General features: G+C 66.8%; 23 protein-coding genes and 1 pseudogene. 12 read left to right on the top strand and 12 right to left on the bottom strand.

Going from position 1 to position 23487, the window contains the following annotated elements; genetic code table 11:
* Nucleotides 1-15 precede the first annotated feature (15 nt).
* The 3 genes from BR47_RS0123800 to BR47_RS0123790 are packed head-to-tail and all read left to right on the top strand — an operon-like array spanning nucleotide 16 to nucleotide 2814.
* Entirely contained in the window at nucleotides 16-816 is an 801-nt protein-coding gene (locus tag BR47_RS0123800) for a prolipoprotein diacylglyceryl transferase (RefSeq protein WP_029105843.1), read from the top strand.
* On the top strand, nucleotides 797-1252 hold the full coding sequence (locus BR47_RS0123795) for a hypothetical protein (protein ID WP_177127424.1): 456 nt from the start codon (nucleotides 797-799) through the stop codon (nucleotides 1250-1252). Before BR47_RS0123800 ends, BR47_RS0123795 begins: the two co-directional genes overlap by 20 nt.
* The gene (locus BR47_RS0123790) at nucleotides 1249-2814 is read left to right on the top strand and encodes a radical SAM protein (RefSeq protein WP_029121007.1); all 1566 of its coding nucleotides are present in this window, start codon (nucleotides 1249-1251) and stop codon (nucleotides 2812-2814) included. Before BR47_RS0123795 ends, BR47_RS0123790 begins: the two co-directional genes overlap by 4 nt.
* A 290-nt stretch (nucleotides 2815-3104) precedes the next feature.
* On the opposite strand, the gene nagA is transcribed toward BR47_RS0123790, so the two are convergent.
* The 4 genes from nagA to BR47_RS0123770 all read right to left on the bottom strand — a co-directional run bounded on the left by nagA (nucleotide 3105) and on the right by BR47_RS0123770 (nucleotide 8422).
* A complete protein-coding gene (nagA, locus tag BR47_RS0123785) occupies nucleotides 3105-4262 on the bottom strand; it encodes an N-acetylglucosamine-6-phosphate deacetylase (protein ID WP_029121006.1) in 1158 nt (385 codons plus the stop codon).
* A gap of 13 nt (nucleotides 4263-4275) precedes the next feature.
* Nucleotides 4276-5523 carry a D-alanyl-D-alanine carboxypeptidase family protein gene (locus BR47_RS0123780; RefSeq protein WP_020104144.1) on the bottom strand — a complete coding sequence of 416 codons (1248 nt, stop codon included), beginning with the start codon at nucleotides 5521-5523 and terminating at the stop codon, nucleotides 4276-4278.
* Nucleotides 5524-5619: 96 nt separating this feature from the next.
* Nucleotides 5620-6618 carry an SMP-30/gluconolactonase/LRE family protein gene (locus BR47_RS0123775; protein WP_029121005.1) on the bottom strand — a complete coding sequence of 333 codons (999 nt, stop codon included), beginning with the start codon at nucleotides 6616-6618 and terminating at the stop codon, nucleotides 5620-5622.
* A 94-nt stretch (nucleotides 6619-6712) separates the two neighbouring features.
* Nucleotides 6713-8422, bottom strand: coding sequence for an APC family permease (locus tag BR47_RS0123770; protein ID WP_090562945.1), 1710 nt, complete (start codon nucleotides 8420-8422; stop codon nucleotides 6713-6715).
* An 82-nt stretch (nucleotides 8423-8504) separates the two neighbouring features.
* Between BR47_RS0123770 and BR47_RS0123765 the strand changes: the two genes are divergently transcribed.
* A complete protein-coding gene (locus tag BR47_RS0123765) occupies nucleotides 8505-9410 on the top strand; it encodes a sigma-70 family RNA polymerase sigma factor (RefSeq protein ID WP_029121003.1) in 906 nt (301 codons plus the stop codon).
* Nucleotides 9411-9440: 30 nt separating this feature from the next.
* On the opposite strand, the gene BR47_RS0123760 is transcribed toward BR47_RS0123765, so the two are convergent.
* Nucleotides 9441-10232: a phosphatidylethanolamine N-methyltransferase family domain-containing protein gene (locus BR47_RS0123760; protein WP_029121002.1), complete on the bottom strand. Its 792-nt coding sequence runs from the start codon at nucleotides 10230-10232 to the stop codon at nucleotides 9441-9443.
* Between the two features lie 457 nt (nucleotides 10233-10689).
* Here BR47_RS0123760 and BR47_RS32255 point away from each other — a divergent pair, with 457 nt between their 5' ends.
* From BR47_RS32255 to BR47_RS0123740, 4 genes are all read left to right on the top strand, one after another.
* Nucleotides 10690-11790 (top strand): PLD nuclease N-terminal domain-containing protein, encoded by a 1101-nt coding sequence (locus BR47_RS32255; protein ID WP_197035066.1) that lies wholly within the window; start codon nucleotides 10690-10692, stop codon nucleotides 11788-11790.
* A 344-nt stretch (nucleotides 11791-12134) separates the two neighbouring features.
* Nucleotides 12135-12566, top strand: a complete 432-nt coding sequence (locus BR47_RS31270) for a helix-turn-helix domain-containing protein (RefSeq protein WP_081831380.1) — start codon at nucleotides 12135-12137, stop codon at nucleotides 12564-12566.
* A 192-nt stretch (nucleotides 12567-12758) separates the two neighbouring features.
* Nucleotides 12759-13607, top strand: coding sequence for a PhzF family phenazine biosynthesis protein (locus tag BR47_RS0123745; protein ID WP_029105524.1), 849 nt, complete (start codon nucleotides 12759-12761; stop codon nucleotides 13605-13607).
* Nucleotides 13608-13638: 31 nt separating this feature from the next.
* Complete coding sequence (locus BR47_RS0123740) at nucleotides 13639-14433, top strand: LLM class flavin-dependent oxidoreductase (RefSeq protein ID WP_231388091.1); 795 nt, start codon at nucleotides 13639-13641, stop codon at nucleotides 14431-14433.
* 7 nt (nucleotides 14434-14440) lie between these two features.
* On the opposite strand, the pseudogene BR47_RS0123735 reads toward BR47_RS0123740, so the two are convergent.
* Nucleotides 14441-15052 (bottom strand): annotated as a pseudogene (locus BR47_RS0123735) (carboxymuconolactone decarboxylase family protein); the annotation flags it as partial.
* Between the two features lie 50 nt (nucleotides 15053-15102).
* Here BR47_RS0123735 and BR47_RS0123730 point away from each other — a divergent pair.
* Nucleotides 15103-15837: a TetR/AcrR family transcriptional regulator gene (locus tag BR47_RS0123730; protein WP_029105525.1), complete on the top strand. Its 735-nt coding sequence runs from the start codon at nucleotides 15103-15105 to the stop codon at nucleotides 15835-15837.
* On the opposite strand, the gene BR47_RS0123725 is transcribed toward BR47_RS0123730, so the two are convergent.
* Together BR47_RS0123725 and BR47_RS0123720 are read right to left on the bottom strand one after the other, a co-directional pair.
* Nucleotides 15813-17243, bottom strand: a complete 1431-nt coding sequence (locus tag BR47_RS0123725) for an FAD-dependent oxidoreductase (protein ID WP_029121001.1) — start codon at nucleotides 17241-17243, stop codon at nucleotides 15813-15815. The two genes, BR47_RS0123730 and BR47_RS0123725, sit on opposite strands and share 25 nt — an antisense overlap.
* Nucleotides 17243-18220 carry an AurF N-oxygenase family protein gene (locus BR47_RS0123720; RefSeq protein WP_029121000.1) on the bottom strand — a complete coding sequence of 326 codons (978 nt, stop codon included), beginning with the start codon at nucleotides 18218-18220 and terminating at the stop codon, nucleotides 17243-17245. Before BR47_RS0123720 ends, BR47_RS0123725 begins: the two co-directional genes overlap by 1 nt.
* A 153-nt stretch (nucleotides 18221-18373) precedes the next feature.
* On the opposite strand from BR47_RS0123720, the gene BR47_RS34155 reads away from it, so the two are divergent.
* Nucleotides 18374-18739 (top strand): hypothetical protein, encoded by a 366-nt coding sequence (locus BR47_RS34155; RefSeq protein WP_353582968.1) that lies wholly within the window; start codon nucleotides 18374-18376, stop codon nucleotides 18737-18739.
* Nucleotides 18740-18868: 129 nt separating this feature from the next.
* Nucleotides 18869-19222: a putative endonuclease domain-containing protein gene (locus BR47_RS34150; RefSeq protein WP_353582967.1), complete on the top strand. Its 354-nt coding sequence runs from the start codon at nucleotides 18869-18871 to the stop codon at nucleotides 19220-19222.
* Between the two features lie 69 nt (nucleotides 19223-19291).
* Here the strand turns inward: BR47_RS34150 and BR47_RS0123710 are convergent, their stop codons facing one another.
* Genes BR47_RS0123710 through sdhC form a run of 4 tightly spaced genes read right to left on the bottom strand, consistent with a single transcriptional unit; the run spans nucleotide 19292 to nucleotide 22789 of the window.
* Nucleotides 19292-20077 carry a succinate dehydrogenase iron-sulfur subunit gene (locus tag BR47_RS0123710; protein WP_020102797.1) on the bottom strand — a complete coding sequence of 262 codons (786 nt, stop codon included), beginning with the start codon at nucleotides 20075-20077 and terminating at the stop codon, nucleotides 19292-19294.
* A 1-nt stretch (nucleotide 20078) separates the two neighbouring features.
* On the bottom strand, nucleotides 20079-21833 hold the full coding sequence (sdhA, locus tag BR47_RS0123705) for a succinate dehydrogenase flavoprotein subunit (RefSeq protein WP_020102798.1): 1755 nt from the start codon (nucleotides 21831-21833) through the stop codon (nucleotides 20079-20081).
* Nucleotides 21834-21875: 42 nt separating this feature from the next.
* Entirely contained in the window at nucleotides 21876-22295 is a 420-nt protein-coding gene (locus BR47_RS0123700) for a succinate dehydrogenase hydrophobic membrane anchor subunit (RefSeq protein WP_051128559.1), read from the bottom strand.
* A gap of 59 nt (nucleotides 22296-22354) precedes the next feature.
* Nucleotides 22355-22789, bottom strand: coding sequence for a succinate dehydrogenase, cytochrome b556 subunit (gene sdhC, locus BR47_RS0123695; RefSeq protein WP_081633487.1), 435 nt, complete (start codon nucleotides 22787-22789; stop codon nucleotides 22355-22357).
* Nucleotides 22790-23014: 225 nt separating this feature from the next.
* Between sdhC and BR47_RS0123690 the strand changes: the two genes are divergently transcribed.
* Nucleotides 23015-23410, top strand: a complete 396-nt coding sequence (locus BR47_RS0123690; RefSeq protein ID WP_036427697.1) for a cytidine deaminase — start codon at nucleotides 23015-23017, stop codon at nucleotides 23408-23410.
* Nucleotides 23411-23487: the final 77 nt, after the last annotated feature.

Below are 23487 nucleotides of genomic sequence, written 5' to 3'. Positions count from 1 at the left end.
GCCACTGTGATCGCGATGATCCCGCAGTGGCAGATCGGACCGGTGCAGGTACCGGTCCACGGTCTGTTCGTGGGATTGGGGGTCCTCGCCGCCGTCCTCGTGTTCGTCCACGAGGCGCGGCGCCGCGGCGCGGTGAACGAGCAGTCGCTCGTGGCCGTCACCGGTGCCCTCGTCGGCGGGGCGATCGGCATGCGGGCGTCGGGCCTGGCGCGGCACCTCGATTTCAGCGCCAACCCCACGGTCGCGCAGGCGTGGGAGTACGGGTCCAAGAGCATCCTCGGCGGCCTGCTCGGCGCCTACGTCGGTGTGCTGATCGCCAAACGGCTCGGCGGATATCGCGGTAAGACCGGCGACCTGTTCGCTCCCGCGGTCGCCCTGGGGATGGCGATCGGCAGAATCGGCTGCCTGCTCACGGAGGCGCCCGGCCGCCCGACGACACTGCCGTGGGGCGTACATGCTCCGGCGAGCACCCCCGAGTGCCCCGGATGCGTGGCCGGGCTGGCCATGCACCCGTCGTTCGTGTACGAAATCGTGTTCCAGCTGACGGCTTTCGCCGTGCTCATGTGGCTGCGCCCCAGAATCACCCATCCCGGTGAGTTGTTCGTCATCTACGTGGCGGCCTACGCGGTGTTCCGCTTCTTCGTGGAGTTCGTGCGCGCCAACGAGACAGTGTGGCTGGACCTGACGCGGCCGCAATGGGTGCTGCTGCCGTCCTTGGCGCTCTTGGGTTTTCGGGTGTGGCGCGGCTACCGCCGTGGCTACTACCGGATTTCGTCTGCAGACAAGGAGGGCGACCGTGTCCCAGCCGCCAATTGATTATCCAGACGATGAGCCCGGGGACGGTGTGCCGCGGGGCCAGAATCCGCCGCAGCACCCGCCATACTCCCAATACCCTCAATATCCGCCGCAGTATCCGCAATACCCGCAGTACCCGCAGCAGTACGGCTATCCGCCGCCGCGGAACCCCAACGCCATCTCGGTCGGCGGGGTCATCAGCGGGGTTCTCATCTTTCCGGTGATCAACGTCGGCATCGGCTTCGTCACGGTGATGATCGCCAATCAGGGGAAGTTCTTGTTGGCGTTGGGTGCGGTGGCGCTGGCACTCGTCGCGTTCGGGGGCGGCTTCGCGCTGTGGAAGACCGGCAACCCGGCGTCCAAGGGGCTCGGCCTCGGCCTGATGATCGGCTGGGCGCTCACCTCGATCCTGACCGTCGGATACTGCACCGGTCTCAACCCGACGATGTACACATGACGGCGGGGATGGGTCTGCGCGGCGACCGAATCCTGCGCTACGTCACGGCCTACTGCCCGCGCTGCCACCACGACGCTCCGGAACGGCCGCTCGCCGATGTGGCACGGCTGTCCGGCCGACTCGTCGAGCGCGACGGGAGAGTATGGCTGGAGCGGGGCTGCCCGACTCATGGACTGATCAGCACCCTGTACGACGAGAGCCCCGAGATTCTGGCGTACCTGGAGGAGTGGACCGCTCCGACGAAGGCCCACATGCCCGATGTGGCAGGCAATTTCGATCCGATCCCGTCGGCCTATCTGCGCGGGCTGCCGGAGATGCATACCCAGCACACGTGCATCCTGCTCGAGGACATCGCCGAGGTCTGCAATCTGCGGTGCCCCACGTGCTTCACCGATTCGTCGCCCGATCTGCGCAATGTGGTGCCCGTCGCCGACGTGCTGGCCAATGTCGATCAGCGGCTGGCCCGGGAGAACGGGCGGCTGGACGTGCTGATGCTCTCGGGCGGGGAACCGACGCTGCATCCCGATCTGGCCGAACTACTCGGCGAACTGACCAGCCGGCCCATCACCCGAATCCTGGTCAATACCAATGGCATCCGGATCGCCACGGACGATGCCCTCCTGGAGCTCCTCAGCGCCCACCGGCACCGCGTCGAGGTGTATCTGCAGTACGACGGGCTGTCCGAGACGGCGCACCGGCACCACCGCGGCGGCGACCTCCGCAAGCTGAAAAAGCAGGCTTTGCAGCGTCTTTCGGAGCACCAGATTTTCACGACGTTGGTGATGGCCGCCGCGCTCGGCGTCAACGACAACGAGATCGGCGACATGGTGCAGCTGGCGCTGGACACCCCCTACGTCGGCGGCATCACCATTCAGCCGCAGTTCGGCTCGGGGCGGTCGGGCAACCTGGATGCGCACGACCGGCTGACACACACCGGTGTGCTGAGCAGGCTCGGCCCGCAGACCGCCGGCCTGGTGACCTGGGGGGACCTCACCGCGCTGCCGTGCTCGCATCCGCACTGCTGCTCGGTCGGCTACGTGCTGCGCGACGATTCGGGGCACTGGCGGTCGCTGGTCTCGCTGATCGGCCATGACATTCTCAAAGAACGACTCGGGTTGGTATCCAACAGGATTGCCGACAGCGAGCTGCCGCAGGAACTGCAGCTGGCGGTCCGGGAATCGCTCCTGGGGCTGTTGTCCGAGCAGTCCTCGCTGTCGCACCCCGGGATCGGCGACGTGTGGCGAACCATCTGCCAGAACTGCGATCTGGGCATGCCGACGCTGCTGGCGCTGGCGTCGTCGGCGCTGCCGGGCGGAAAGAACCGCGTGCGGAAGCTGTTGGGGGAGCGGGTGGTTCGCATCACCGTCAAACCGTTCATGGACATCTCGACCATGATCGAAGAGCGCCTGGTGCAGTGCTGCGTCCATGTCGGCACGCGGTCCGACCAGGACCAGTGCGCGCCGTTCTGCGCGGTACAGGCGTGGCCGGCGCTGGGGCGCCAGCGGATGTCGATCGCCGCGGGTACCGACGTGGGAAAGGCGCTGCCGCTCACGGTGATTTGAGGGTTGGCTCGTGGTTGTGGCATTGACTGCGAATCTGCGCACCTGCTCACTCGCACTTTCGCGACGTCAGTTCGCACTCAAGTCGCCGAGATCAATTGCTTGTCGAGTGCCCAGCGGGTGCAGGAGATTCAGCGGACTGCTGACCGTCGTGGAGAGCGGGCCTACGCCGAACGTGCAGCTTTTGCCGCTCAAAGCCGTAGATTCCGTACCGAAACTGCACATTCGGCGTAGGGCTCACGGGGAGTATGCGTGTTCTCCGTCCGCTCGGATCTGGCCAGCACAAGCCGTAGTCAGGCTGGTGCGCCCCGACTCGCCGACCACACCCCGCGCCGCACCACCGCGCGCACCTGCAGCTTGGGGTCCAGCACGACGAGGTCGGCAGACATCCCGGGCGCCAGTGCGCCGGCGTCGTCGAGACCCAGTGTGCGCGCCGGCGTCGTCGCCGTCATCGCCACCGCGTGCCGCAGCGCCGAATCCGAGGCCGCCTCCAAACCCGTTGCCGCCGTGCGGAACAACGTGTCCATGGTGGCGGTGCCGCCCGCGATGGTGGACCGCTCGCGCAGCCGTGCCACCGAGCCGCTGACCTCGACGTCGAGCCCGCCCAGTTGGTACGTCCCGTCGGGCATGCCCGCCGCTGCCATCGCGTCGGTGATCAGCGCGACGCGATCCGAACCCGCGGTGACCCCCACCTGGTGGACGAGCGCGGGATGCAGATGCACGCCGTCGGCGATGAGCTCGACGGTCACCCGGGCGTCCTCGAGGAGCGCCAGCGCCGGGCCCGGATCGCGGTGGTGCAGCGGACGCATGCCGTTGAACACATGCGTGCCGACGGTGGCGCCCAGCTGCAGCGCCCGTTTGGTTTCTTCGTAGCTGGCGTCGGTATGGCCTACGGCCACAATGACTCCCGCATCGACGAAGCGCTCGATCGCGACATCGGCGCCGGGCAGTTCCGGGGCGATGGTGACCATCCGGATGGCGCCGTCGCCGGCCGCGAGAACGGAGTCGATCTCCGCGGGGTCGGGGTCCCGCAGCTGCGTCACGTCGTGCGCACCGCAGCGCGCCGAACTGAGCCACGGCCCCTCCAGATGGATGCCGGCGACGACGCCGTCGCGTACCGCGTCGGCCAAGGTCTGAACTTGCGCCAGCAGGACCTCCGGCGCGGCCGTGACCAGGCTGGCCAGGGTCGTCGTGGTCCCGTGGGCGCGGTGAAACTCGGCGGCCCGCGCCACGTCGTCGGGATCGTCGGTGCTGTAGGAGAAGCCGCCGCCGCCATGCACGTGCATGTCCACGAATCCCGGCACCACCACACCGTCGGGGAAGTCGGCGTCGACGCCGCGGGGCGGGGCACCGCTGCCGCACGCCACAATGCGGTCGCCATCGATCTCCAGCCACCCGGGCCGGCACACAGAATCGCCGAGCACCACCGTCCCGGCCGAGATGAGCGTCATCGCCCGTCAGTCTCTACCGGTTGGAGTGCTGGGGGCGCCGATTGATCGAACGGGCAGCCATCATCAGCGAGAGCACCACGGCGGACCCGACCACGCCGACGCCGACGCGGATCGGCACCGCGTCGGCCGGCGTCAGACCGTCGAAGGCCGCGGCGGCCGCGGGATGCTTGGCGTCGGGCTTGCGCTGGGTGAGCGACGGGTCCGGCTCGATCAAGGTGCCGACCTTGGTGCCGGGCGGGGTCGCGAAGCCGTAGTCCAGCAGGCGCGCGGCCTGCTCCCACGGCGCGATCGGCACGCGGGTGCCGTGCAACAGAATCGCGACGAGGCGGCGCCCGCCGCGGTCCGCGGCGCCGACGAACGTCTGCCCGGCGTCGTCGGTGTAACCGGTCTTGCCACCGAGCGCGCCCGGGTAGTTGTAGAGCAGCTTGTTGTCGTTCTCCAGCTCGTAGCCGGGGTGGTCGCCGGGTTCACCGGGCTTGGCCGGGTGGCCGGGGAAGTTGTACTTCTGCGTCGCCACGATCGAGGCGAACGTCGGGTTCTGCCAGGCATAGCGGTAGAACAGGCCCATGTCGTAGGCCGAGGTGCTCATGCCGGGGCCGTCCAGGCCGGACGGGGTGGCTGCCCGGGTGTCGCGACCGCCCAGCTTGGAGGCCAGGTCGTTGATCTTGCCGATCGCGGTGTCCATGCCGCCGACCTGCATCGCCAGTGCGTGTGCGGCGTCGTTGCCCGAGTGCATCAGCAGGCCGTGCAGCAGGTCGTTGACGGTGTAGACGCCGCCGTCGTCGACGCCGACCCGGGTGCCCTCGGCGGCAGCGTCGTCCGGGGTTCCGGTGACGCGCTTGTTGATGGGCAGTTCGCGTAGTGCCTGGGTCGCGATCAGCACCTTGATGATGCTGGCCGGGCGGTGCCTGCCGTGCGGGTCCTTGGCGGCGATGATGTCGCCGCTGTCGAGGTCGGCCAGGAGCCAGGCGTCGGCAGAGACATCGCCGGGCAGCGGCGGCATGTCCGGTGCGGCGACGATGCCGCAGCTGCCCATCAGGTCCCCGCCGAGCGGTGTGGCCGGCACGGGGATCGGGGCCGGCGGGTCGCCGGCCTTGGGCACCTCGGACTGGTCGACCGCGGGCGGGGTGTTCACCCGGTACGGGCACGGGTCAGCGGCCGGCGGGTCGGGTTCGGCATAGGCCAACGCCGGTGCGGCCGTCAGGAAAAACGCCGCTGCCAGGGCTGCAGCGCGCTGTGACGTTGATCGGGTGGTCGCCATGGTGTCGTCAGATTAGGCGACGGACCACCGGATCCCGTGTTGCCGCGCTGTGACAAATGGGGTTGAAGTTACAAATGTGAATTAGCTAACCGGGGCCTACCGGCGCTCGGGGAGCGCGCAGTGCGCCAGCGCGGGCACCCCGATGGAGCTCATCCACAGCCGCCCGTCGTGCTCGACAAGTCCGGTCACCTGTCCGAACTGGCGGTGCCGGCCACGCACGCCCGCGACCGCGGCGCCGCTGTCGGGATCGAAGGCGACGGCCCACACCTCCAAGGCCATCTGCGGCTGCAGCGCGTCCGGCAGACGCCACACCAGCTGGCGCAGGATGGTCGGCCGCGGCGCGAGCCACTCGGCAGCGGCATTGATCGGGGTGACGAACGCGACCCAGATTCGTCCGTCGGCGCCCGTCGAGATGTTGTCGGGCATGCCGGGCAGGTTGACCGCGAGTGGCGTGATGCTGCCGGCCTGCGGCCCGGACAGCCAATACTTCGACAGCCGACGCCCCTGCGTCTCGGCGAACACCAGCGCGGTGCCGTCGGCGGTGACGGTGACGCCGTTGGCGAAGTACAGGCCCTCGCGCAGCGTGCTCACCGTGCCGTCGGTCGCCAGCTTGTACAGGCCGCCGTCGCCGCGGGCCTCGAGGATCGCGGCGCGGAAATGCTCGTAGTGGAACGAACTGGTCGATTCGGTGAAATAGATTGTGCCGTCTTCGGTTTCGGTCACGTTCGAGCAGAACCGCAGGGGCCGGCCGTCGATGTCGGGTACTAGTACTTCCAAGGCGCCGGTGCCGGGATCCAGTGACAGCAGCCCCCGATAGCTGTCGCAGACCAGCAGTCGCCCGTCCCGCGCGACGTGCAGCCCCAACGGCCGGCCGCCGGTATCGGCCACCACATCCGTGTCGCCGTCGGCGGAGACCCGCACGATCCGCCCGTCGACGAGGCCGGTCCACAACGAGCCATCGGCGCCGGCGACGACGTCCTCCGGGGCGTCGCCGGGCATCGGCACGATGGTCAGTTCCGCGGACGGGAAATCGGGCAGGGCGTCGACCGGCGGTGGGGTCCAGCGCACCGGGTTGATGGGCGGCTTGTGCGGCACGTGTAGACGGTAACGCCTGTTACGTGCCGGGAGACGGGAAAACCCCCAATTTGCCGTCGAATCAGCGGTTTTCACGATCCCGCTGAGCGATCCGTCAGTCGCGGCGGAATTCCTCGCCGGTGGCCGTGTCCACCGCCGTCCCGCCCGGTGGCAGGTTCGACAGGTCCGGGGCGATGACCGTCGGCATGTCACCGGAGTCCGGTAATCCGAAATGCGCCGGTGTGGACTGAACGGAGGCCGGCGTATCCAGCACCAGGTCATGGCGCCGCGGCAGCGTCAGTCCGCGGAAGTATGCCGGCTGCACGAGGCGCCACGCGAACATCAGCACCACACCGAGCAGCAACCCGACGACACCGACCACACCCACCGCACCGAACCCGAAAATGGTGACGTCGTGGTGGTTTTCGTCCTTGAGCCAGTCCGGCTTGCTGTACTGGACCAGCCCGTAGACGAACACCACCGACAGCGTGACGCCGCCGAGCAATGGCAGCAGGCCGCGCATCGTGAAGTCACGCACGTTGCGGGTCAACGTTTTTCGGTAGAACCAGACGCACGCGAACCCGGTCAGCGCGTAGTAGAAGGCGATCATCAGGCCGACCGAACCGATCAGGGCTGTCAGCAGATCGGCGCTGATCGCGGTGAACAGCACGTAGCACAGCACCGACAGCACGCCCATCACGATCGTCGAGGTGGTCGGTGTCAGGTACTGGCGATGAATCTTTGCGAAACTCTGTGGCAGCGCACGGTATACGCCCATCGACAGCGTGGTGCGCGCCGTCGGCATGATGGTGGTCTGCGTCGAGGCGGCCGCCGAGGTCAGGATCGACGCCGACAGCAGCAGCATGCCGATCTTCCCGATCACGCTGTCGCCGAACAGCGATGGCCCGATGGCGGTGAAGACGTCCTTGGCGTTCTCCTGGTTGCCGAGCCCGATGCCCTCGGTGCCCACGCCCGCGAACGCGATGGTCGAGACGGTGACCAGCGCATAGGTGGCGAGCAGTAGGAACGTCGAGATGACGGCGGCGCGGCCGGGGGTGCGGCCCGGATCGTCGGACTCCTCGTTGCACGCCACCGCGGTGTCCCAGCCCCAGTAGATGAAGATGGTGGCCAGCACCGCCGGAGCGATCACCGTGCCGAAATCCATTCCGCCAGGCCAGAACCAGGACCACGACGGCATGATCGAGTAGGCATGCCCGTGGTGCGTGTAGACCTTCACCAGGGCCACGACCGACACCACGATCAACACGACGACCTCGACCGTCAACAGCACGTACTGCAACCGGGCCGACACCTCGATGCCGCGGTAACAGATGTACGTCATCAACACGATCCAGATGACGCCCGCGACCGTCGACCACAGCGTGCTGTTCGCCAGACCGGCGGCCGAATGCCAACCCAGGTCACCGACGAACGTGAACGAGTACGACCCGGCGATCTGCGCGAGATTGGCCATCACGATGACGTCGGACGCGATGATGCCCCAGCCGCCCAACCAGCCGACGACGGGACCGAACGCCCGGGCCGCCCAGGTGAACGTCGTGCCGCAGTCGGGCTCGGCCTTGTTCAGTTCCTGGTAGGCGACAGCGATGAGGTACATCGGCACGAACGAAATGAGCATGATCGCAGGCGCTTTGACCCCGGCGAGCAGCGTGCCGCCGGCGGCGATGACCAGGCCGAGCGTCGCCGCCAGGCTGTAGGCCGGTGCGGTGGACGCCAGCCCGACCACCACGCTGGACACCAGACCGAGGGCACCCCGTTTGAGGCCTTTGTCTCGGGCGACGATGTCTGGCGCTGTCGTAGTCATCTGCTCCCTGCTCATCCCGGTTGATTGCCGATGAGATGCTACGGTTCGCCGCTCTCGAACAGCGAGTCGTAGGTTGGTGTTTGTGACCACTGCGCAGGACACCGATGAATTCGAGCGGTTGCGGCCGCACCTGCTGTCCGTCGCCTACCGGCTGACCGGTGTGTACGCCGACGCCGAGGACATCGTGCAGGACGCCTGGTTGCGCTGGCACAGTGCCGATGTCGACGCCATCGAAGAGCCCCGCGCCTGGTTGACGACGGTGGTCAGCCGCCTCGGCCTGGACCGGCTGCGGTCCGCGGCGCACCGCCGCGAGGCCTATTTCGGCGAGTGGCTGCCCGAACCGGTCGTGACCGGATTCGACGCGTCGGACCCGTTGGCCGCCGTGGTCGCGGGGGAGGACGCCCGCTTCGCCGCGATGGTGGTGCTGGAGCGGCTGACACCCGACCAGCGCGTGGCCTTCGTCCTGCACGACGGTTTCGCGGTGCCGTTCTCCGAGATCGCGTCGGTGCTCGGCGTGACGGACGCGAGTGCGCGGCAGCTCGCGTCACGCGCCCGGCGTGCCGTCGCCGAGGCCCCGGCGCCACCGCCGGACGCGGGTCACAACGAGGTCGTCGGCAAGCTGATGGCCGCGCTCGCCAGTGGGGACATGGCCGCCGTCGTCGAATTGCTGCATCCCGATGCCACGTTCACCGGCGATTCCAACCGTCGGGCACCGACGGCACCCCGCACCATCGTCGGCGCGGACAAGGTGGCCCGGTTCCTGTTCGGGCTGGCCAGACGTTATGGGCCGCAATGGCTTTCGACGTCGCAACTGGCGCTCGTCAACGGCGAGCTCGGCGCGTACAACCCCGGCCTCCCGGGCGACGGCGAGCATCCGGAGATGCTGCCGCGCGTCACCGCGCTGACCGTGCGCGACGGCAAGGTCAGCGCGCTGTGGGACATCGCGAACCCGGACAAGTTCACGGCGTCACCGCTGCGGTCTGATTAGCGGCTCGCCGCTGCGGCCTGATCAGCGGCCCTACAGCACGTAGGGGATCAGTGCCTTGCGGTCGGTCGGGTACTCGGGGAACTTCTCCTGGTACCAGGAGTGGGTGCCCAGCGCGCGGGGAATCAGATTGCCCGCGGTGATCAGCAGGATGGCCACGCCGGGCAGTGCCCAGGTCAGCAGCGCGAAGCCGGACCAGGCGATGAGCTCGCCCAGGTACGCCGGGCTGGTGACGAACCGGAAGCCGCCGCCGAACGGAATCCGGTACTCCGCGCCGCCGGGATTGTTCTTGTCGCGCAGGTTTCGCACGATCGATTCCGAGTTGACCAGCAGCGCGAAGCCACACAGATAGACAACCACGCCCACCAGGAAGCGGGGGTCGGTCAGCCACGCGGTGGTGTACTGCCCGAAGAAGTCGTGGCTGAACAGGGTCCCGTTGAGGTAGCCGTGCATCGACGTGACGAGCATGCCCATGACGATCACCGACACGTTGAAGGTGCCGCGCTTGCCGGGCGCCTGGCGGATCGCCAGCGGGAAGAACCAGCCCCGGTTGGCGTAGTGCAACAGCCAGATCCCGGCCAGCACCAGCGATGTCGGCTCGAAGCGGTGCGGCCCGGCCAGGTAGCTGATCAGGAACACGACGGTTGCCGGAATCTCCATCAGCCACCAGCCGAGCTTCGGGTTGAGGTTCAGCCCGAGCTTCGTCGTCGAGAACCGCCCATACGAACTCTGCGCGAAGAAGCCGCCGATGATCACGAATGCGGCGAACGCAAAAGCCGCCGTCAGCACCGTGTCATAGAACGTGTTGCCGGTGTACCAGTGCATGAGCGGTCCCTCGCTGAACAGGCGGTTTCGGCGGCCGTAGCCGTCATTTCTGTAACGTGTTCTACCACTTGGTCGGGTTATGAGGCCAGCGCCCCCGGAAGGGTGCGCAGCAGCCCTCACCCGCCGAGCGGATCAACCTGGTGAACGATCCGCTCAACCTGATCGCGACAACGCAAGCTCCGGACACACGTAAGAGTGACTCGGAATCTTCTTCTCGGCTGCCGCCGGCAAGGCGTCCCGGTGCGCGTGCGTGGCCCGCGGCCAGAATGAGCGGGATGCGAATTGGCCCGGCGACCGGTCGAGAAGCTCTGTGTGCCAGATCACTGTTGGTCGGCGTTCGGTTGCCGACTGCTCCCGCGACTACACCTTGACGAACGTGCCCACCCACGGCACGTCACGCGAAGTCGTGTGAATACTCAGGCGTCGGGGGAGGCCAACAACAATGCTGTATTTCGGTGTGCTCGACGTCATCGTGATGCTGTTCGCGATCGTCGACATCGCCTGCACCGAGGATCGCGAAGTGCGTGGATTGCCGCGCCTGCTATGGATTTTCATCGTCCTGCTCCTTCCGCTGGCCGGCTCCATCGCCTGGTTCATTGCCGGGCGCCCGGCCGCTGCGGCGCCACGGAACCGCACGCTCGATGCCCGACGGTTCCCCGAGTACGACAAACCGGGCCGCTTCATACCGGAGGATCCCGCCGCTGACGAGGAATTCCTGCAGCGCTGCCGGGAAAGAGCCGAGCAACAACGCCAGGCCGCCAAACGCAAACGTGCACAAGATGATCCCGTCAACAGCGACGCCGCAGATCAGGAACGCCCCGCCGCGGGTCCGGCGCCCCGTACCGTCCCGGAGCCTTCGTCTGCGGCAGGAACCGTCGCGGCGATGACCGGCACCGGCACCCAACACGAAGAGCTCGCCGATCTCGTCCGGGAGCAGCTCGTCTGTGGCTTCTGGGCCTACGACGACGTTCGGGAGTCGGTACTGTCGCAGATCGACGGCGACAGCGACATCACCGCGGACGCGGCCATCGATCTGTTGGACTCGATGTGGGACCAGCGGATTGCCGAGCAGCAATCTTGGCCGGACACGGGCGATTTCGGGCGACTGCAACAGATGTTCGCGCAACTGGAGGCGGAGGGCATCCTTGGCCGGATGTGCTTCATGTGCTGCAACAACTGCGCGTTCGACGCCATCGATGACGAACGCACGCCCACCGATGACGCCGGTGCGGATTATCCGTATCGCGAGTGGGCCTACGTGTACTTCCATGCGCAGGACGCCGATCGGCTTGGCACCCCGGATCCGTTGCTCTACCTTGCATTCAGTACCTGGACCCACCACAGCCGACTGCCGAAAGAACTGGTCGATGCGGCCGGGCGCGGTGATGGAGCTGCCAGGAGAGAATCCGTCGAGCGCAGCGAAGTGCTCCTGGGCGAGCAGATCGTAGCCGCGGCCACACGCTGTGGTCTCACAGCGCAGTGGTCCGGCTCGCGCCACGAACGCATCGCACTACAAATCCACGACTGGCGAAAGCCACTGTCACCACGGGCCGCGTGAAGCCACTCGAAACAGGGAGGGCGCGGTGAAAACATCACGTCATCAAAACTCCCGAGCTGCGCATGCATGTCTATGCATGCGCGAACTACCAGCGCGCGCAGTCACTCTGGCGAGGGTGACAGAGCCAGGGGGAAAGTCAAATGACCATGTCTGCACAGGTGAATCGAAATCGCCTCGATACCAACCTTATTGACTTCGAGCGGCTTGTTGCTGCGATACCGGACGCGGTGACCGGGCCACGAGCCGCAGACAGTGATGGGCATACCTCAAACCAGACGCAGCAGGCTCACGCCACGTTCCGGAAACGACACCACCGCAGGAAGGAGTCGATCGATCCCCACACTGTGGCGGCGCGTCTCAACCGGTTGTTCGACACGATCCGACCACCTGGCCGCGGCCCGCTGCGCAACTACGAAGTGATCAAAGCCCTGCGTGCCCGCGGGATTGAGATGTCTGCGCCCTACCTTTCCCAGCTACGCTCCGGCCGCCGCACCCACCCCCGCCTGGACATGCTGCGGCCACTCGCCGACTTCTTCGGTGTGTCCGTCGCCTATTTCACGGATGCCGACAGTGCCTACACCAGGTACTTGGAAGCTGAATTGTGCTGGCTGGAAATGGCACACGCGCCGGACGTCCGCGCAATCACCACGGCACTGCTCACCCTGCCACCCGACATCCGCGAGGACATCCTGCAGGCAACACACGGACAGGCCGCGATCGGATTCGACGACATCGGACGAATCACCACGGTCACCAGCCAGCCGGACACCGACTAGGAACCAGTCCACGGCGCAGAGTGGCGTTCAGCAACGAAGAACACCGGCCACCTATCCGCAGTCGTTCACCGCACCGGCCAGCTGCGTCGGCGACACGCTAAGCACTGCGACTGGCGTTCTGGCGCTTCATGATTCCGGATTACCCGCCGACCTTGTCGATCGCGCCACCAAAACAACGGCACACTGGTGGGCGTGACGGAGATTCTGCGATACAGCGCGTTTGCGGCGACCCCTGGCGGTGGTAACCCGGCGGGAGTGGTGCTTGACGCATCCGCACTCAGCGCGCAACGCATGCAGGAGATCGCTGCTGAGGTCGGGTACGCGGAGACCGCGTTCATCGTCGACAGTGCGGGTGCCGAGCTGGGGCACTACCGGGTGCGGTACTTCTCGCCGGCGGCCGAGGTGCCGTTCTGCGGCCACGCCACCGTCGCCACGGCCGTCGCGCTCACCGAACGACGGGGCACGGGCACGTTCACCTTCATGACAGCAGCGGGGGAGGTCGACATGACATCGACAGATTCCGACGGCGAGGTGACAGTCGCCTTCACCAGCGTGCCGCCACAGATCCGCGACATCGATGCCACCGCACTCGCCGCACTTCTCGAGTTGCTGGGGCTGGTGCCAGGCGACCTGGATTCAGCGCTTCCGGTGCGCGAATCGTTCGCCGGTAACTGGCACCCGATCATCTCGCTCGCCGACCGCGAAGTATTTCACCAATTCCGTTTCGCGCCTGCACCATTGGCCGCCCTGATGGACGAGCGGGGCTGGACCGGCACGGTGACCGTGCTCCACCGGACAGCGTCCGACGAGTTCCTCGCTCGGAACCTGTTCCCGGTCGGCCGGATCAACGAAGATCCCGCAACTGGGTCCGCGGCCGCGGCCACGGGTGCCTACCTCCGCGAGGTCCTCGGCTTCGCCGGCGACCGAACCGTCCGCATCCGCCAGGGGGAGCACGTCGGTCGCCCCAGTCTGCTGACGGTCACGGTGCCTGACACCGGCGGCATCGTGGTATCGGGTGGGGCGGTCCCGATCGCCCACTGAGCCCGATCGCCACCGGCGCTACGGTGGCTTGGTGCACCACGCGATCTTCATGCCGCCACTCGGAGAGTTGGCCGATCCCCAAGCCATCATCGACATTGCGATCGCCGCCGAGGAGTCGGGCTGGGACGGCCTGTTTGTCTGGGACCACGTGCTGAGCCCGATAGGTGGGGACTGGGAGATCGCAGACCCCTGGGTCGTGTTGGCCGCTGCCGCGGCCAACACGAGTCGAATTCGCTTGGGGCCCATGGTGACTCCATTGCCGCGCCGGCGAATCCTCAAACTCGCGCGAGAGACTGCAACGCTGGATCGGCTCAGTCGAGGGCGGCTCGTCCTGGGTTTGGGAACCGGCGATGACCGGGGTCGCGAGTACTCAGCCGTCGGGGAGAATATCGACGCGCGTCGACGTGGCCGCATACTCGATGAAGGTGTCGGCGTGTTGACGGCGTTATGGGCCGGCGAGACGGTCACTCATCACGGTGAACTGATCGTCGAGGGCGTCCGTGCCGTGCCCGATGGGGCGCCGCAGCCGCGGATCCCATTGTGGTTCGGCACAGCACGACATGACGGCAAGCCCGTCGAACGAGCCGCCCGGCATGACGGTATCTTTCCGCTCACCGGCGATGCGTCGACGGTCGCCCAGATTGCCGACACCATCGAACAATTGCGCGGCAGCCGTGAAGGTTTCGACATTGCGGTGAAGACCAAGCCGGGCACGGACGCGGCCGAGTTCGCTACGGCCGGCGCTACCTGGGCGATGCACGCCTTCTGGCCGGGCGACCGCCCCGACCGGGTGCTCCAGGTGATCGAGGCCGGCCGACCCGGCTGACTTCACATCACTCGGCCCACGGCACCCGGCACGCGTCGCCGGAGCTGAAGCCCTGCTCGGTGATCCCGAGCGCCGCGTACATCCGGGACCGCATGTTCTCCACGCCGATCTGATAGGTCAGCTCGATGACGCCGGCCTCACCGAACCGGCGCTTGAGATCGTCGACCTGTTCATCGGTCACGTTGTGCGGATCGGTGGTCATCGCGTCGGCGTAGGCGATGGCGGCCCGCTCGTCGTCGGTGAACAGCGGCGAGGTCGCGTAATCGTCGATGTGCTTGAGCCGGTCCACATCCAGGCTCTCCAGGCGCATCAGCATGGTGCCGAAGTCGACGCACCAGGAGCAGCCCACGGTCCGTGCGGTCCAGAACACGGCGAGGTCGCGGACCGAGTCGGGCAGCGTCTTGGAACCGTTCTTGAGCAGGGTCTCGTGCACGGCGTTGGCGACCAATAGCCGCGGGTGGTGCGCCGCCACCGTGAACGGTTCGGGCACCTCGCCGAACTCACGCTTGGCGTAGCGGTACATGAGCCGGGTCAGCAGGCCGGCGCGTTGCGGGGGCAGGGGTTCGATGCGTGGTGTTGTGGTCATACCGGTTGGACGAGACAGCGTCCCGAGGTGTGACAGGGGTGTGGCGGGCATCACATGAGAAGGCGGCGGCTACCGTAAGACACATGTCTGTGGCCCCGAACTCCGCCCCGGTGAGTGGGTACGAGGCGCGGTGGGAGCAGCACAACGCCGAACGCCGGGCCCAGATCCTGCTGGCGATGATCGAACTGCTCGAGGAGAGCCCGCCCGGCGCCGACATCTCCGTCGCCGCCATCGCCAAGCGCGCTGGCGTCGCGAAGTCGGTGATCTACCGGCAGACCTCCGGCAAGGAGGAACTCGAGCGACGGGTGCGGTCGTACCTCATCGACGACTTCGGGTCCGTCCTCGTCGGCAAGCTGGACATCAGCGAGGGCTCGCTGCGCGAGATTCTGACTCGCACCATCGAGGCTGTCGCGGACTGGATGATCGACCATCCGCGGCTCAACGAGTTCGCGCGCAGTGGCCCGTCGTTCGAGGGGGACCAGACGCTCGACGCCGTGGGCGAGCTGAAGCTGCGCATCATCGAACGCGCCGACGGCATCATTGCCGCCATCCAGCTGGCGATCGGCGTCGAGGACAGCGCGTTCAAACTCGTCCCGCTGGCGATCGTGACCATGGTCGAGGAGACGCTGTTCGCCTGGGTGCGCACCCCGGAACCGACGCACACCCGCGAAGAGATGATCGACCACCTCGCCGACTTCACCTGGTACGTCATCGACGGTGCCGCGCGGGCCATCGGGTTCGAGGTCAGTCGTGATGAACCGCTCGTCGCCGTGGTGGCCGCGCTGGCGAACCGTCAGGCCAACAACCCCGCGTTGTAGTCGGCCACCAGGCTGCGCACGGTCTCCTGCGCGCACGACTTGTTGGTGCCGATGAACCCCGTCGGGCCGCGTTTGATCCAGCCGGTCACATAGGTGGCGGCGACGCCGTCGACCCGGCCCTTGTCGTTGGGGACGGTGCCCCGCGCCGCGTCGAACGGCAGGTCGGCCACGGGCCGTCCCCGGTAGCCGATCGACGTGAGCACCAGTCCGGCAGTGACGGTGTGCAGGTCGCCGGTCGGCTTCACCTTGATGGTGCCGTCGGCCGCCGCCACCAGTTCGTTGCGGGCGAACTCGATGTCCAGTCCGGCCGCGGTGCGCGCAATGGCGGTGGGCGACTGCAGGTACTCCAGCCGGATGCGACGGTTCCCGGGCCGGCGAGGCAGGTCCCGCAGGATGCGGGCGCGCGCATCGGTGTCCGGCAGTGACGCCAGGTCCTGTGCTGAGATGACGACATCGACGTCGGGCATCGACGTCAGGCCGACCAGCTCCGGCACCGTGAACGCCGACTGCGCCAGGCCCCGTCGCCCGACGACCACGACTTCGTCGATCTTGCTCTGCCGCAAGGCTTTCAACGCGTGTGGCGCGATTTCGGTGGCGGCCAGCCGGTCCGGATCGGTGGTGAGAATCCGGGCGACGTCGAGCGCGACGTTGCCGTTGCCGATGACGACCGCACGCGGCTGCGACAGGTCGAAGACGGCGTCGGCGAAGTCGGGATGGCCGTTGTACCACGCCACGAAACGGGTGGCGGAGCTGACGCCCGGCAGGTTCGCTCCGGGTACATCCAGTGGACGATCCGTCGCGGCGCCGACGGCGTAGATGACGGCGTCATGCTCCGCGAGCAGCTGCTGGTGGGTGATGTCGGAGCCGACCTCGACTCCCGTCACCAACTCCAGCCGCGGGTCGGCGGTGATGGTGTCGAACTGTCGAGACACGCCGCGGGTACGCCGGTGATCCGGGGCCACGCCGAAGCGGGCGAGACCGCCGGCCTGGGGCAGCCGCTCGTACATCCGGACGCGCGCCGCCGGGATGGTCAGCACTTCGTCGGCCGCGTACATCGCCGCCGGACCCGACCCGACGATGGCCACGCTGATGGCTCCGGGCGCGCGGACCTGCAGTGGGGGAACGACGGGCGCCAGCAGCGGCCGGGGCCGGGGCTCGGAGTAGAAGCCGGCGTTGAGCTCGAGGAAGACCTTCTCGGTCGGCTCCAGTGAACCGTCGTGCTTGATGGCGTCGACCGGACAGGCCGTCACACACGCGCCGCAGTCGACGCACTCCACCGGATCGATGTAGAGCATCTCGGCGGTGTGGAAGTCGGGCTCGTCGGGCGTGGGGTGAATGCAGTTGACCGGACAGGCATAGACGCAGGACGCGTCGCTGCAGCAGGACTGCGTGATGACGTGGGGCATCAGGCGATCAACTGTGCCTCGCGGTTGGGCGCGCTGCGGTAGCGGGCCGTCTCACCGGCGATGCCGCAGCGCTTCCACATCCAGCGGCCCACGCGGTTCATCAGGCCGATCTCCTCGGCGAGCGCACGGGTCTCGTCGAAGAAGCCGGCCATGATCTTCCGTGACTGCGGGCTGCGCCAGAACGCCTGCCGCATGACGTCTTCCGGGATGTCGAACTGCTTGCCGAACGACTTCGGCGATCCCATGATCTCGTGCGCGAGCCAGCGCAGCGTCAGCGGGAACGCGACGGTGGCGAAGGCCTTGAACCGCCACGACCGTTCGGGCATGTGGGTCTTGAGGAACTCGTTGGCCCACGAGATGTGCCGGGCTTCCTCGGCGATGTGGATCTGCATGGTGCGCAGCACGGCCGGCGGCAGGTTGGCGCCGTTTCGGATCATGCCCTTCTGGAAGTGGTCGATGGGCTCCTCGCCGGCGAGGATGCCGGCCATGAACGCCGTCGGCGAGTACTGGCCGACCAGGCCGATGTACGGCGACAGCTTGAAGAAGAGCTTCCGCATGCCCGGGACATCGGTCCCGGAGCGGTTGACCAGCTCCTGGAACATCTGGATGTGGTTGCACTCCTCGGTCATCTCGTGGAGCGCGTACCGGAACTCGGGGGAGTTGTTGGGCAGCTTCATGATGAAGGCCATCAGCCCGCGGATCAGGATGCTCTCGAACGCCGCGCCCACCTTGACGGTGTTGAGCGTCCGCCAGCGGCCGATCTCGATCTGCCGCTCCAGCGGCTGGCTCTGGTACCACTCGGTGGCGCCCAGCGGGTCGATGGTGGGCGACAGCACCCAGCGCGGATCGTTGAGGTCGATCTGCATGTCCGGGGCATCCCACGCGATGTCGAGGTAGGGGTCGAAGCGGCGCCGCACCGAGCCTTCCGACAACACATCGAGGAGGTTCTGGTAACCGGGCTCCGTTGCCTTAGTCATGTCTCCAATTTACCGGGAACAGTGGTCCCAGTAAATACCTGACTTTCTTCCCGCCGAGTGTTCGGTTGCGTTCGAGATTTCGCACATTTGTCGCATACAGGCCAACACTCGATGAGGGTGGAACCGGGCAGGTGGCGCACACGTCTTATCCACATGCCGTTTTTGGGGACCGAGGCGCTGGCCGTGGGCAGGGTCAATCGATACCAACTCAGGACCCGATATGACGCGGTGCACCGCAACGTGTACGTTCCCCGCGGTCAGAAGCTCACACCAATCGACAAAGCCGTCGCGGCGTGGCTGTGGTCCGAGCGCAGGGCGACTGTGGTCGGGTTGTCGGCCGCCGCCCTGCACGGCTCGCTATGGATCGATGCCAGGCACCCCGCAGAGCTCAACCAGGCGAGCAGGACGCGGCCACCTGGCATTCTCATCCGCAGCGACAGGCTGGCTGACGACGAGATGTGCCGGGTACGGGGCATCAACGTCACGACGCCGGCAAGAACGGCATTCGACCTCGGGTGACGAAAAGGGCTGACGGTCGCCGTCATCCGGGTGGACGCGTTGCTCCAGGCCACCAACTTGAAACTCCCTCAAGTGCAAACACTTGCCGATCGCCATCCTGGAGCTCGAGGACTGAGGCAGCTAGAGCAGGTGCTTGACCTCGCCGACTATGGCGGGGAGTCGCCGCAGGAGACCCGGCTGCGACTGTTGTTCACCGACAACGGCATGCGGCCGTCGAGGACCCAGATCGAGGTATTCGACGGCAGATATCTCGTCGGGCGTATCGACATGGGCTGGCCAGAATGGAAGGTCGGCGTCCAATACGACGGCATTCAGCACTGGGAGGACCCTCGTCGGCGGACTCGCGACATCGACCAAGACGTGGAGTATCGGGACCTCGGGTGGCGCATTGTTCGGGTCGGCGCAGACCTGCTGCGCGCCCGTCCGGGGACCATCATCGCCCGGACCCGAGCTGAGCTACGTGGCGCGGGTGGGCCCTACTAACGAAAGTTGGCTTGTGTTCGAGAATTTCAATGAATCTCGAACACAAGCCAACACTCGAAGAAAAACGATCTAGCGGGCAAACATCAAGGCGCGCTTGACTTCCTGGATCGCCTTGGTCACCTGGATGCCGCGGGGGCAGGCCTCGGTGCAGTTGAAGGTGGTGCGGCAGCGCCACACACCGTCGACCTCGTTGAGGATGTCGAGGCGCTCGGCGGCGGCCTCGTCACGCGAATCGAAGATGAACCGGTGCGCGTTGACGATGGCGGCGGGGCCGAAGTACGAGCCCTCGCTCCAGTACACCGGGCACGAGGTGGTGCAGCAGGCGCACAGGATGCACTTGGTGGTGTCGTCGAAGCGGGCGCGGTCGGTCTGCGACTGGATGCGCTCACGGGTCGGGGGATTGCCCGACGTGATGAGGAACGGCTTCACGGCGCGGTAGGCGTCGAAGAACGGCTCCATGTCCACCACGAGGTCCTTCTCCACGGGCAGGCCGCGGATGGGCTCGATGGTGATGGTCAGGTCCTTGCCGGGCTTCTTCGGCAGCAGGTCGCGCATGAGGACCTTGCAGGCCAGCCGGTTCACACCGTTGATGCGCATGGCGTCCGAGCCACACACGCCGTGCGCGCAGGACCGGCGGAACGTCAGCGTGCCGTCAAGGTAGCCCTTCACGTACAGCAGCAGGTTCAGCAACCGGTCGCTGGGCAGGCACGGCACGCGGAAGCTCTGGAAACCGGCGGCGTCCGGGTTCTCCGGGTTGAACCGGGCGATCTTCAGCGTGACCATGACGGCGCCTTCGGGCACCGGGGGCAGCGGCGGGTCGCCGGCTTCGGGCTTGTCCAATACGGGTGCACTCATGTCAGTACTTCCGTTCCATCGGCTCGTACCGGGTCTGGACGACAGGCTTGTAGTCCAACCGGATATCGGACAGGAGGTCGGCGCCCTGCTTGTAGGCCATGGTGTGGCGCATGTAATTGGTGTCGTCGCGGTCCGGGTAGTCCTCGCGGGCGTGGCCGCCACGCGACTCCTTGCGGTTCAGCGCACCGACGACGGTGACCTCGGCCAGCTCGAGCAGGAAGCCCAGCTCGATGGCCTCGAGCAGGTCGCTGTTGTAGCGCTTGCCCTTGTCGTGCACCGTGATTCGGCTGTACCGCTCCTTCAGCGCGTGGATGTCCGTCAGCGCCTGCTTGAGGGTCTCCTCGGTGCGGAACACCGCGGCGTTGTTGTCCATCGACTGCTGCAGCGCGGTGCGGATGTCGGCGACGCGCTCGTTGCCGTGGTCGGACAGGATGTCGCCGACCCAGCCCACGACCATGTCGGCCGGGTTGTCCGGCAGTTCGACGTAGTTGTGGTTCTGCGCGTACTCGGCGGCCGCGATGCCGGCGCGACGGCCGAACACGTTGATGTCGAGCAGCGAGTTGGTGCCGAGGCGGTTGGCGCCGTGCACCGAGACGCAGGCGCACTCACCGGCGGCGTACAGACCCGGCACGATGTTGACGTTGTCGCGCAGCACCTGGCCGTTGATCGTGGTCGGGATGCCGCCCATGACGTAGTGGCAGGTCGGGTACACCGGCACCAGTTCGGTGACGGGGTCGACGCCCAGGTAGGTGCGGGCGAATTCGGTGATGTCCGGAAGCTTGGCCTCCAGCACCTCTTCGCCGAGGTGGCGCACGTCGATGTAGACGTAGTCCTTGTTGGGTCCGGCGCCGCGGCCCTCGAGGACCTCCAGCACCATCGAGCGGGCCACGATGTCACGCGGCGCGAGGTCGACGATGGTGGGGGCGTAGCGCTCCATGAAGCGTTCGCCTTCGGCGTTGAGCAGACGCCCACCTTCACCACGCACGGCTTCCGAGATCAGGATGCCGAGGCCGGCCAGGCCTGTCGGGTGGAACTGGTGGAACTCCATGTCCTCCAAGGGAAGTCCCTTGCGGAAGATGATGCCCAGGCCGTCACCGGTGAGGGTGTGGGCGTTGGAGGTGGTCTTGTACATCCGGCCCGAGCCGCCGGTGGCGAAGACGATCGCCTTGGCGTGGAAGATGTGGATGTCGCCGGTGGCCAGCTCGTAGGCGATGATGCCGGTGGCGACGGGACCGCCGGGGGTCTCGGTGAGGACCACGTCGAGGGCGTAGAACTCGTTGAAGAACTGGACGTCGTGCTTGACGCAGTTTTGGTACAGCGTCTGCAGGATCATGTGGCCGGTGCGGTCGGCGGCGTAGCAGGCGCGGCGGACGGGGGCCTTGCCATGGTCACGGGTGTGACCGCCGAAGCGACGCTGGTCGATGCGGCCCTCGGGCGTCCGGTTGAACGGCATGCCCATCTTCTCGAGGTCCAGCACGGCGTCGATGGCTTCCTTGCACATGACCTCGACGGCGTCCTGGTCAGCGAGGTAGTCGCCACCCTTGACGGTGTCGAAGGTGTGCCACTCCCAGTTGTCGTCCTCGACATTGGCGAGCGCGGCACACATGCCGCCCTGCGCGGCACCGGTGTGCGAACGCGTCGGGTACAGCTTGGTCAGCACGGCGGTGCGCACGCGCGGGCCGGATTCCACGGCCGCGCGCATACCCGCGCCACCGGCACCGACGATGACGACGTCGTAGCGATGTTCCTGAATCATCTCTTGTTCCTTTTTTTCCCGTCGCTGCGCTCGCCTGGCCGCTTACTTGATGTTCGCGTCGAAGGTGACGAGCACGTAGCTGCCCAGCACCAGGGTGAATCCGGTGGCCAGCAGCAGAATCGAGTTCAGCCAGAACTTGGTGGTGTTCTTGCGGGCGTAGTCACCGATGATGGTGCGCATGCCGTTGGCGCCGTGCACCAGCGCCAGCCACAGCAGCGCCATGTCCCAGATCTGCCAGAAGGGGGAGGCCCACCGCTCTGCGACGTAGTTGAAGTCGATGCGGTAGACGCCGTTCTGCCAGATCAGCCCGATGAACAGGTGGCCGAGGGCGAGCAGCACCAGAGCGGCGCCGGAGAAGCGCATGAACAACCAGGCGTACTTCTCGAAGTACGGGATGCCACGGGCGCGCCGGGGGGCGCGCGGGTGGTCGAGGGCGGCGGGGCGGTCGTGCTCGCGCTCCATGACCGGGGCCGGACGGCCCCCGCGGCGCGCCTCGGCGGCGCCGGAATCGGTATGCGTGGTCACTTGAGCCACCCGTAGTGCTCAACCATGTGCATGCCCTCTACCCCAACTGCGGCGATGACGACCGCGATCCAGATGGCCAGGATGGTCCACAGCATGACCCGCTGGTACTTGGGTCCCTGCTGCCAGAAGTCGATCAGAATGACTCGCACGCCGTTGAGGGCGTGGTAGAGCACCGCCGCGACCAGGCCCATCTCCATGAGCCCGATGATCGGCGTCTTGTAGGTGTTGATCACCTCGTTGTAGGCCTCGGGGCTGACCCGGACCAGAGCCGTGTCCAGAACGTGGACCAGCAAGAAGAAGAAGATGGTGGCACCGGTGATGCGGTGTAGCACCCAGGACCACATGCCCGGGTCTCCGCGATACAGGCTCCGTCGCTTCTGTGATGAACGCGGCGCGGGTATGGCGGATTCCGCGGCTGCCGCTGTACTCATTTCGACCTCCAACGCCGTCGGTGGACGCATGACCCGGCAGCAACTTTTTCGCGTGCCGAGCCCAAACCTCGGGGCGACTCTAATCCCAATTTGCGCACAGTCAGAACTAGCGTGTGGGGGGAATGGGCAACCCGCGTCGGAAATTAGGTTTGCCTACATTAACTTACTGGGTAGTCGGGTCGGGTCTCGGGGCGGTGCCGGGGTGCCGGGAACGGGGTGTCGGTGATGCCGGAAATTGACTGGAAGCTGTTGCAGGACAAAGCAATAGCTGCTTCCCGGGGTGCCTATGCGCCCTATTCGAACTTCCCTGTGGGGGCCGCCGCGCTGGTCGACGACGGCCGAATCGTGGTGGGCTGCAATGTGGAAAATGTCTCATATGGCCTTGGCCTCTGCGCGGAGTGTGCTGTGGTCTGCGCCCTACATTCCAGCGGTGGTGGACGGCTGCTCGCGCTGGCGTGTGTGGACGGCTCCGGGGCCGTGCTGATGCCCTGCGGACGCTGTCGGCAGGTGCTGCTCGAGCACGGTGGGCCGGCCATGTTGATCGATCACGTATCGGGTCCGCGGCCCCTGGCCGAACTGCTGCCCGACGCCTTCGGGCCCGACGACCTGAACCGCCGGTAACGCCAAGCGGTGCAACACTTCTGATTACCCGTCGGTAACCAGTTTCGATGGGGCCGCTCGAGGCCCCGGCAGGAGGA

This window comes from Mycobacterium sp. UNC410CL29Cvi84, assembly GCF_000686745.1.
Classification (GTDB): domain Bacteria; phylum Actinomycetota; class Actinomycetes; order Mycobacteriales; family Mycobacteriaceae; genus Mycobacterium; species Mycobacterium mucogenicum_B.
Note: the sequence above shows the minus strand (reverse complement) of the source record. Positions and strands in the feature narration are given on the sequence as shown.

Bases quoted from the DNA above. Each gene is read 5' to 3' on its own strand.
- BR47_RS0123710 (WP_020102797.1), bottom strand. From the start codon at position 20,077: ATGAGTGCACCCGTATTGGACAAGCCCGAAGCCGGCGACCCGCCGCTG.
- BR47_RS0123770 (WP_090562945.1), bottom strand. From the start codon at position 8,422: ATGACTACGACAGCGCCAGACATCGTCGCCCGAGACAAAGGCCTCAAA.
- BR47_RS0123780 (WP_020104144.1), bottom strand. From the start codon at position 5,523: ATGGCGACCACCCGATCAACGTCACAGCGCGCTGCAGCCCTGGCAGCG.
- BR47_RS0123730 (WP_029105525.1), top strand. From the start codon at position 15,103: ATGTCTGTGGCCCCGAACTCCGCCCCGGTGAGTGGGTACGAGGCGCGG.
- BR47_RS0123690 (WP_036427697.1), top strand. From the start codon at position 23,015: ATGCCGGAAATTGACTGGAAGCTGTTGCAGGACAAAGCAATAGCTGCT.
- BR47_RS0123725 (WP_029121001.1), bottom strand. From the start codon at position 17,243: ATGCCCCACGTCATCACGCAGTCCTGCTGCAGCGACGCGTCCTGCGTC.
- BR47_RS0123700 (WP_051128559.1), bottom strand. From the start codon at position 22,295: ATGGAGCGCGAGCACGACCGCCCCGCCGCCCTCGACCACCCGCGCGCC.
- nagA (WP_029121006.1), bottom strand. From the start codon at position 4,262: ATGACGCTCATCTCGGCCGGGACGGTGGTGCTCGGCGATTCTGTGTGC.
- BR47_RS0123800 (WP_029105843.1), top strand. From the start codon at position 16: ATGATCCCGCAGTGGCAGATCGGACCGGTGCAGGTACCGGTCCACGGT.
- BR47_RS0123760 (WP_029121002.1), bottom strand. From the start codon at position 10,232: ATGCACTGGTACACCGGCAACACGTTCTATGACACGGTGCTGACGGCG.
- BR47_RS0123790 (WP_029121007.1), top strand. From the start codon at position 1,249: ATGACGGCGGGGATGGGTCTGCGCGGCGACCGAATCCTGCGCTACGTC.
- BR47_RS34155 (WP_353582968.1), top strand. From the start codon at position 18,374: ATGCCGTTTTTGGGGACCGAGGCGCTGGCCGTGGGCAGGGTCAATCGA.
- sdhC (WP_081633487.1), bottom strand. From the start codon at position 22,789: ATGAGTACAGCGGCAGCCGCGGAATCCGCCATACCCGCGCCGCGTTCA.
- sdhA (WP_020102798.1), bottom strand. From the start codon at position 21,833: ATGATTCAGGAACATCGCTACGACGTCGTCATCGTCGGTGCCGGTGGC.
- BR47_RS0123720 (WP_029121000.1), bottom strand. From the start codon at position 18,220: ATGACTAAGGCAACGGAGCCCGGTTACCAGAACCTCCTCGATGTGTTG.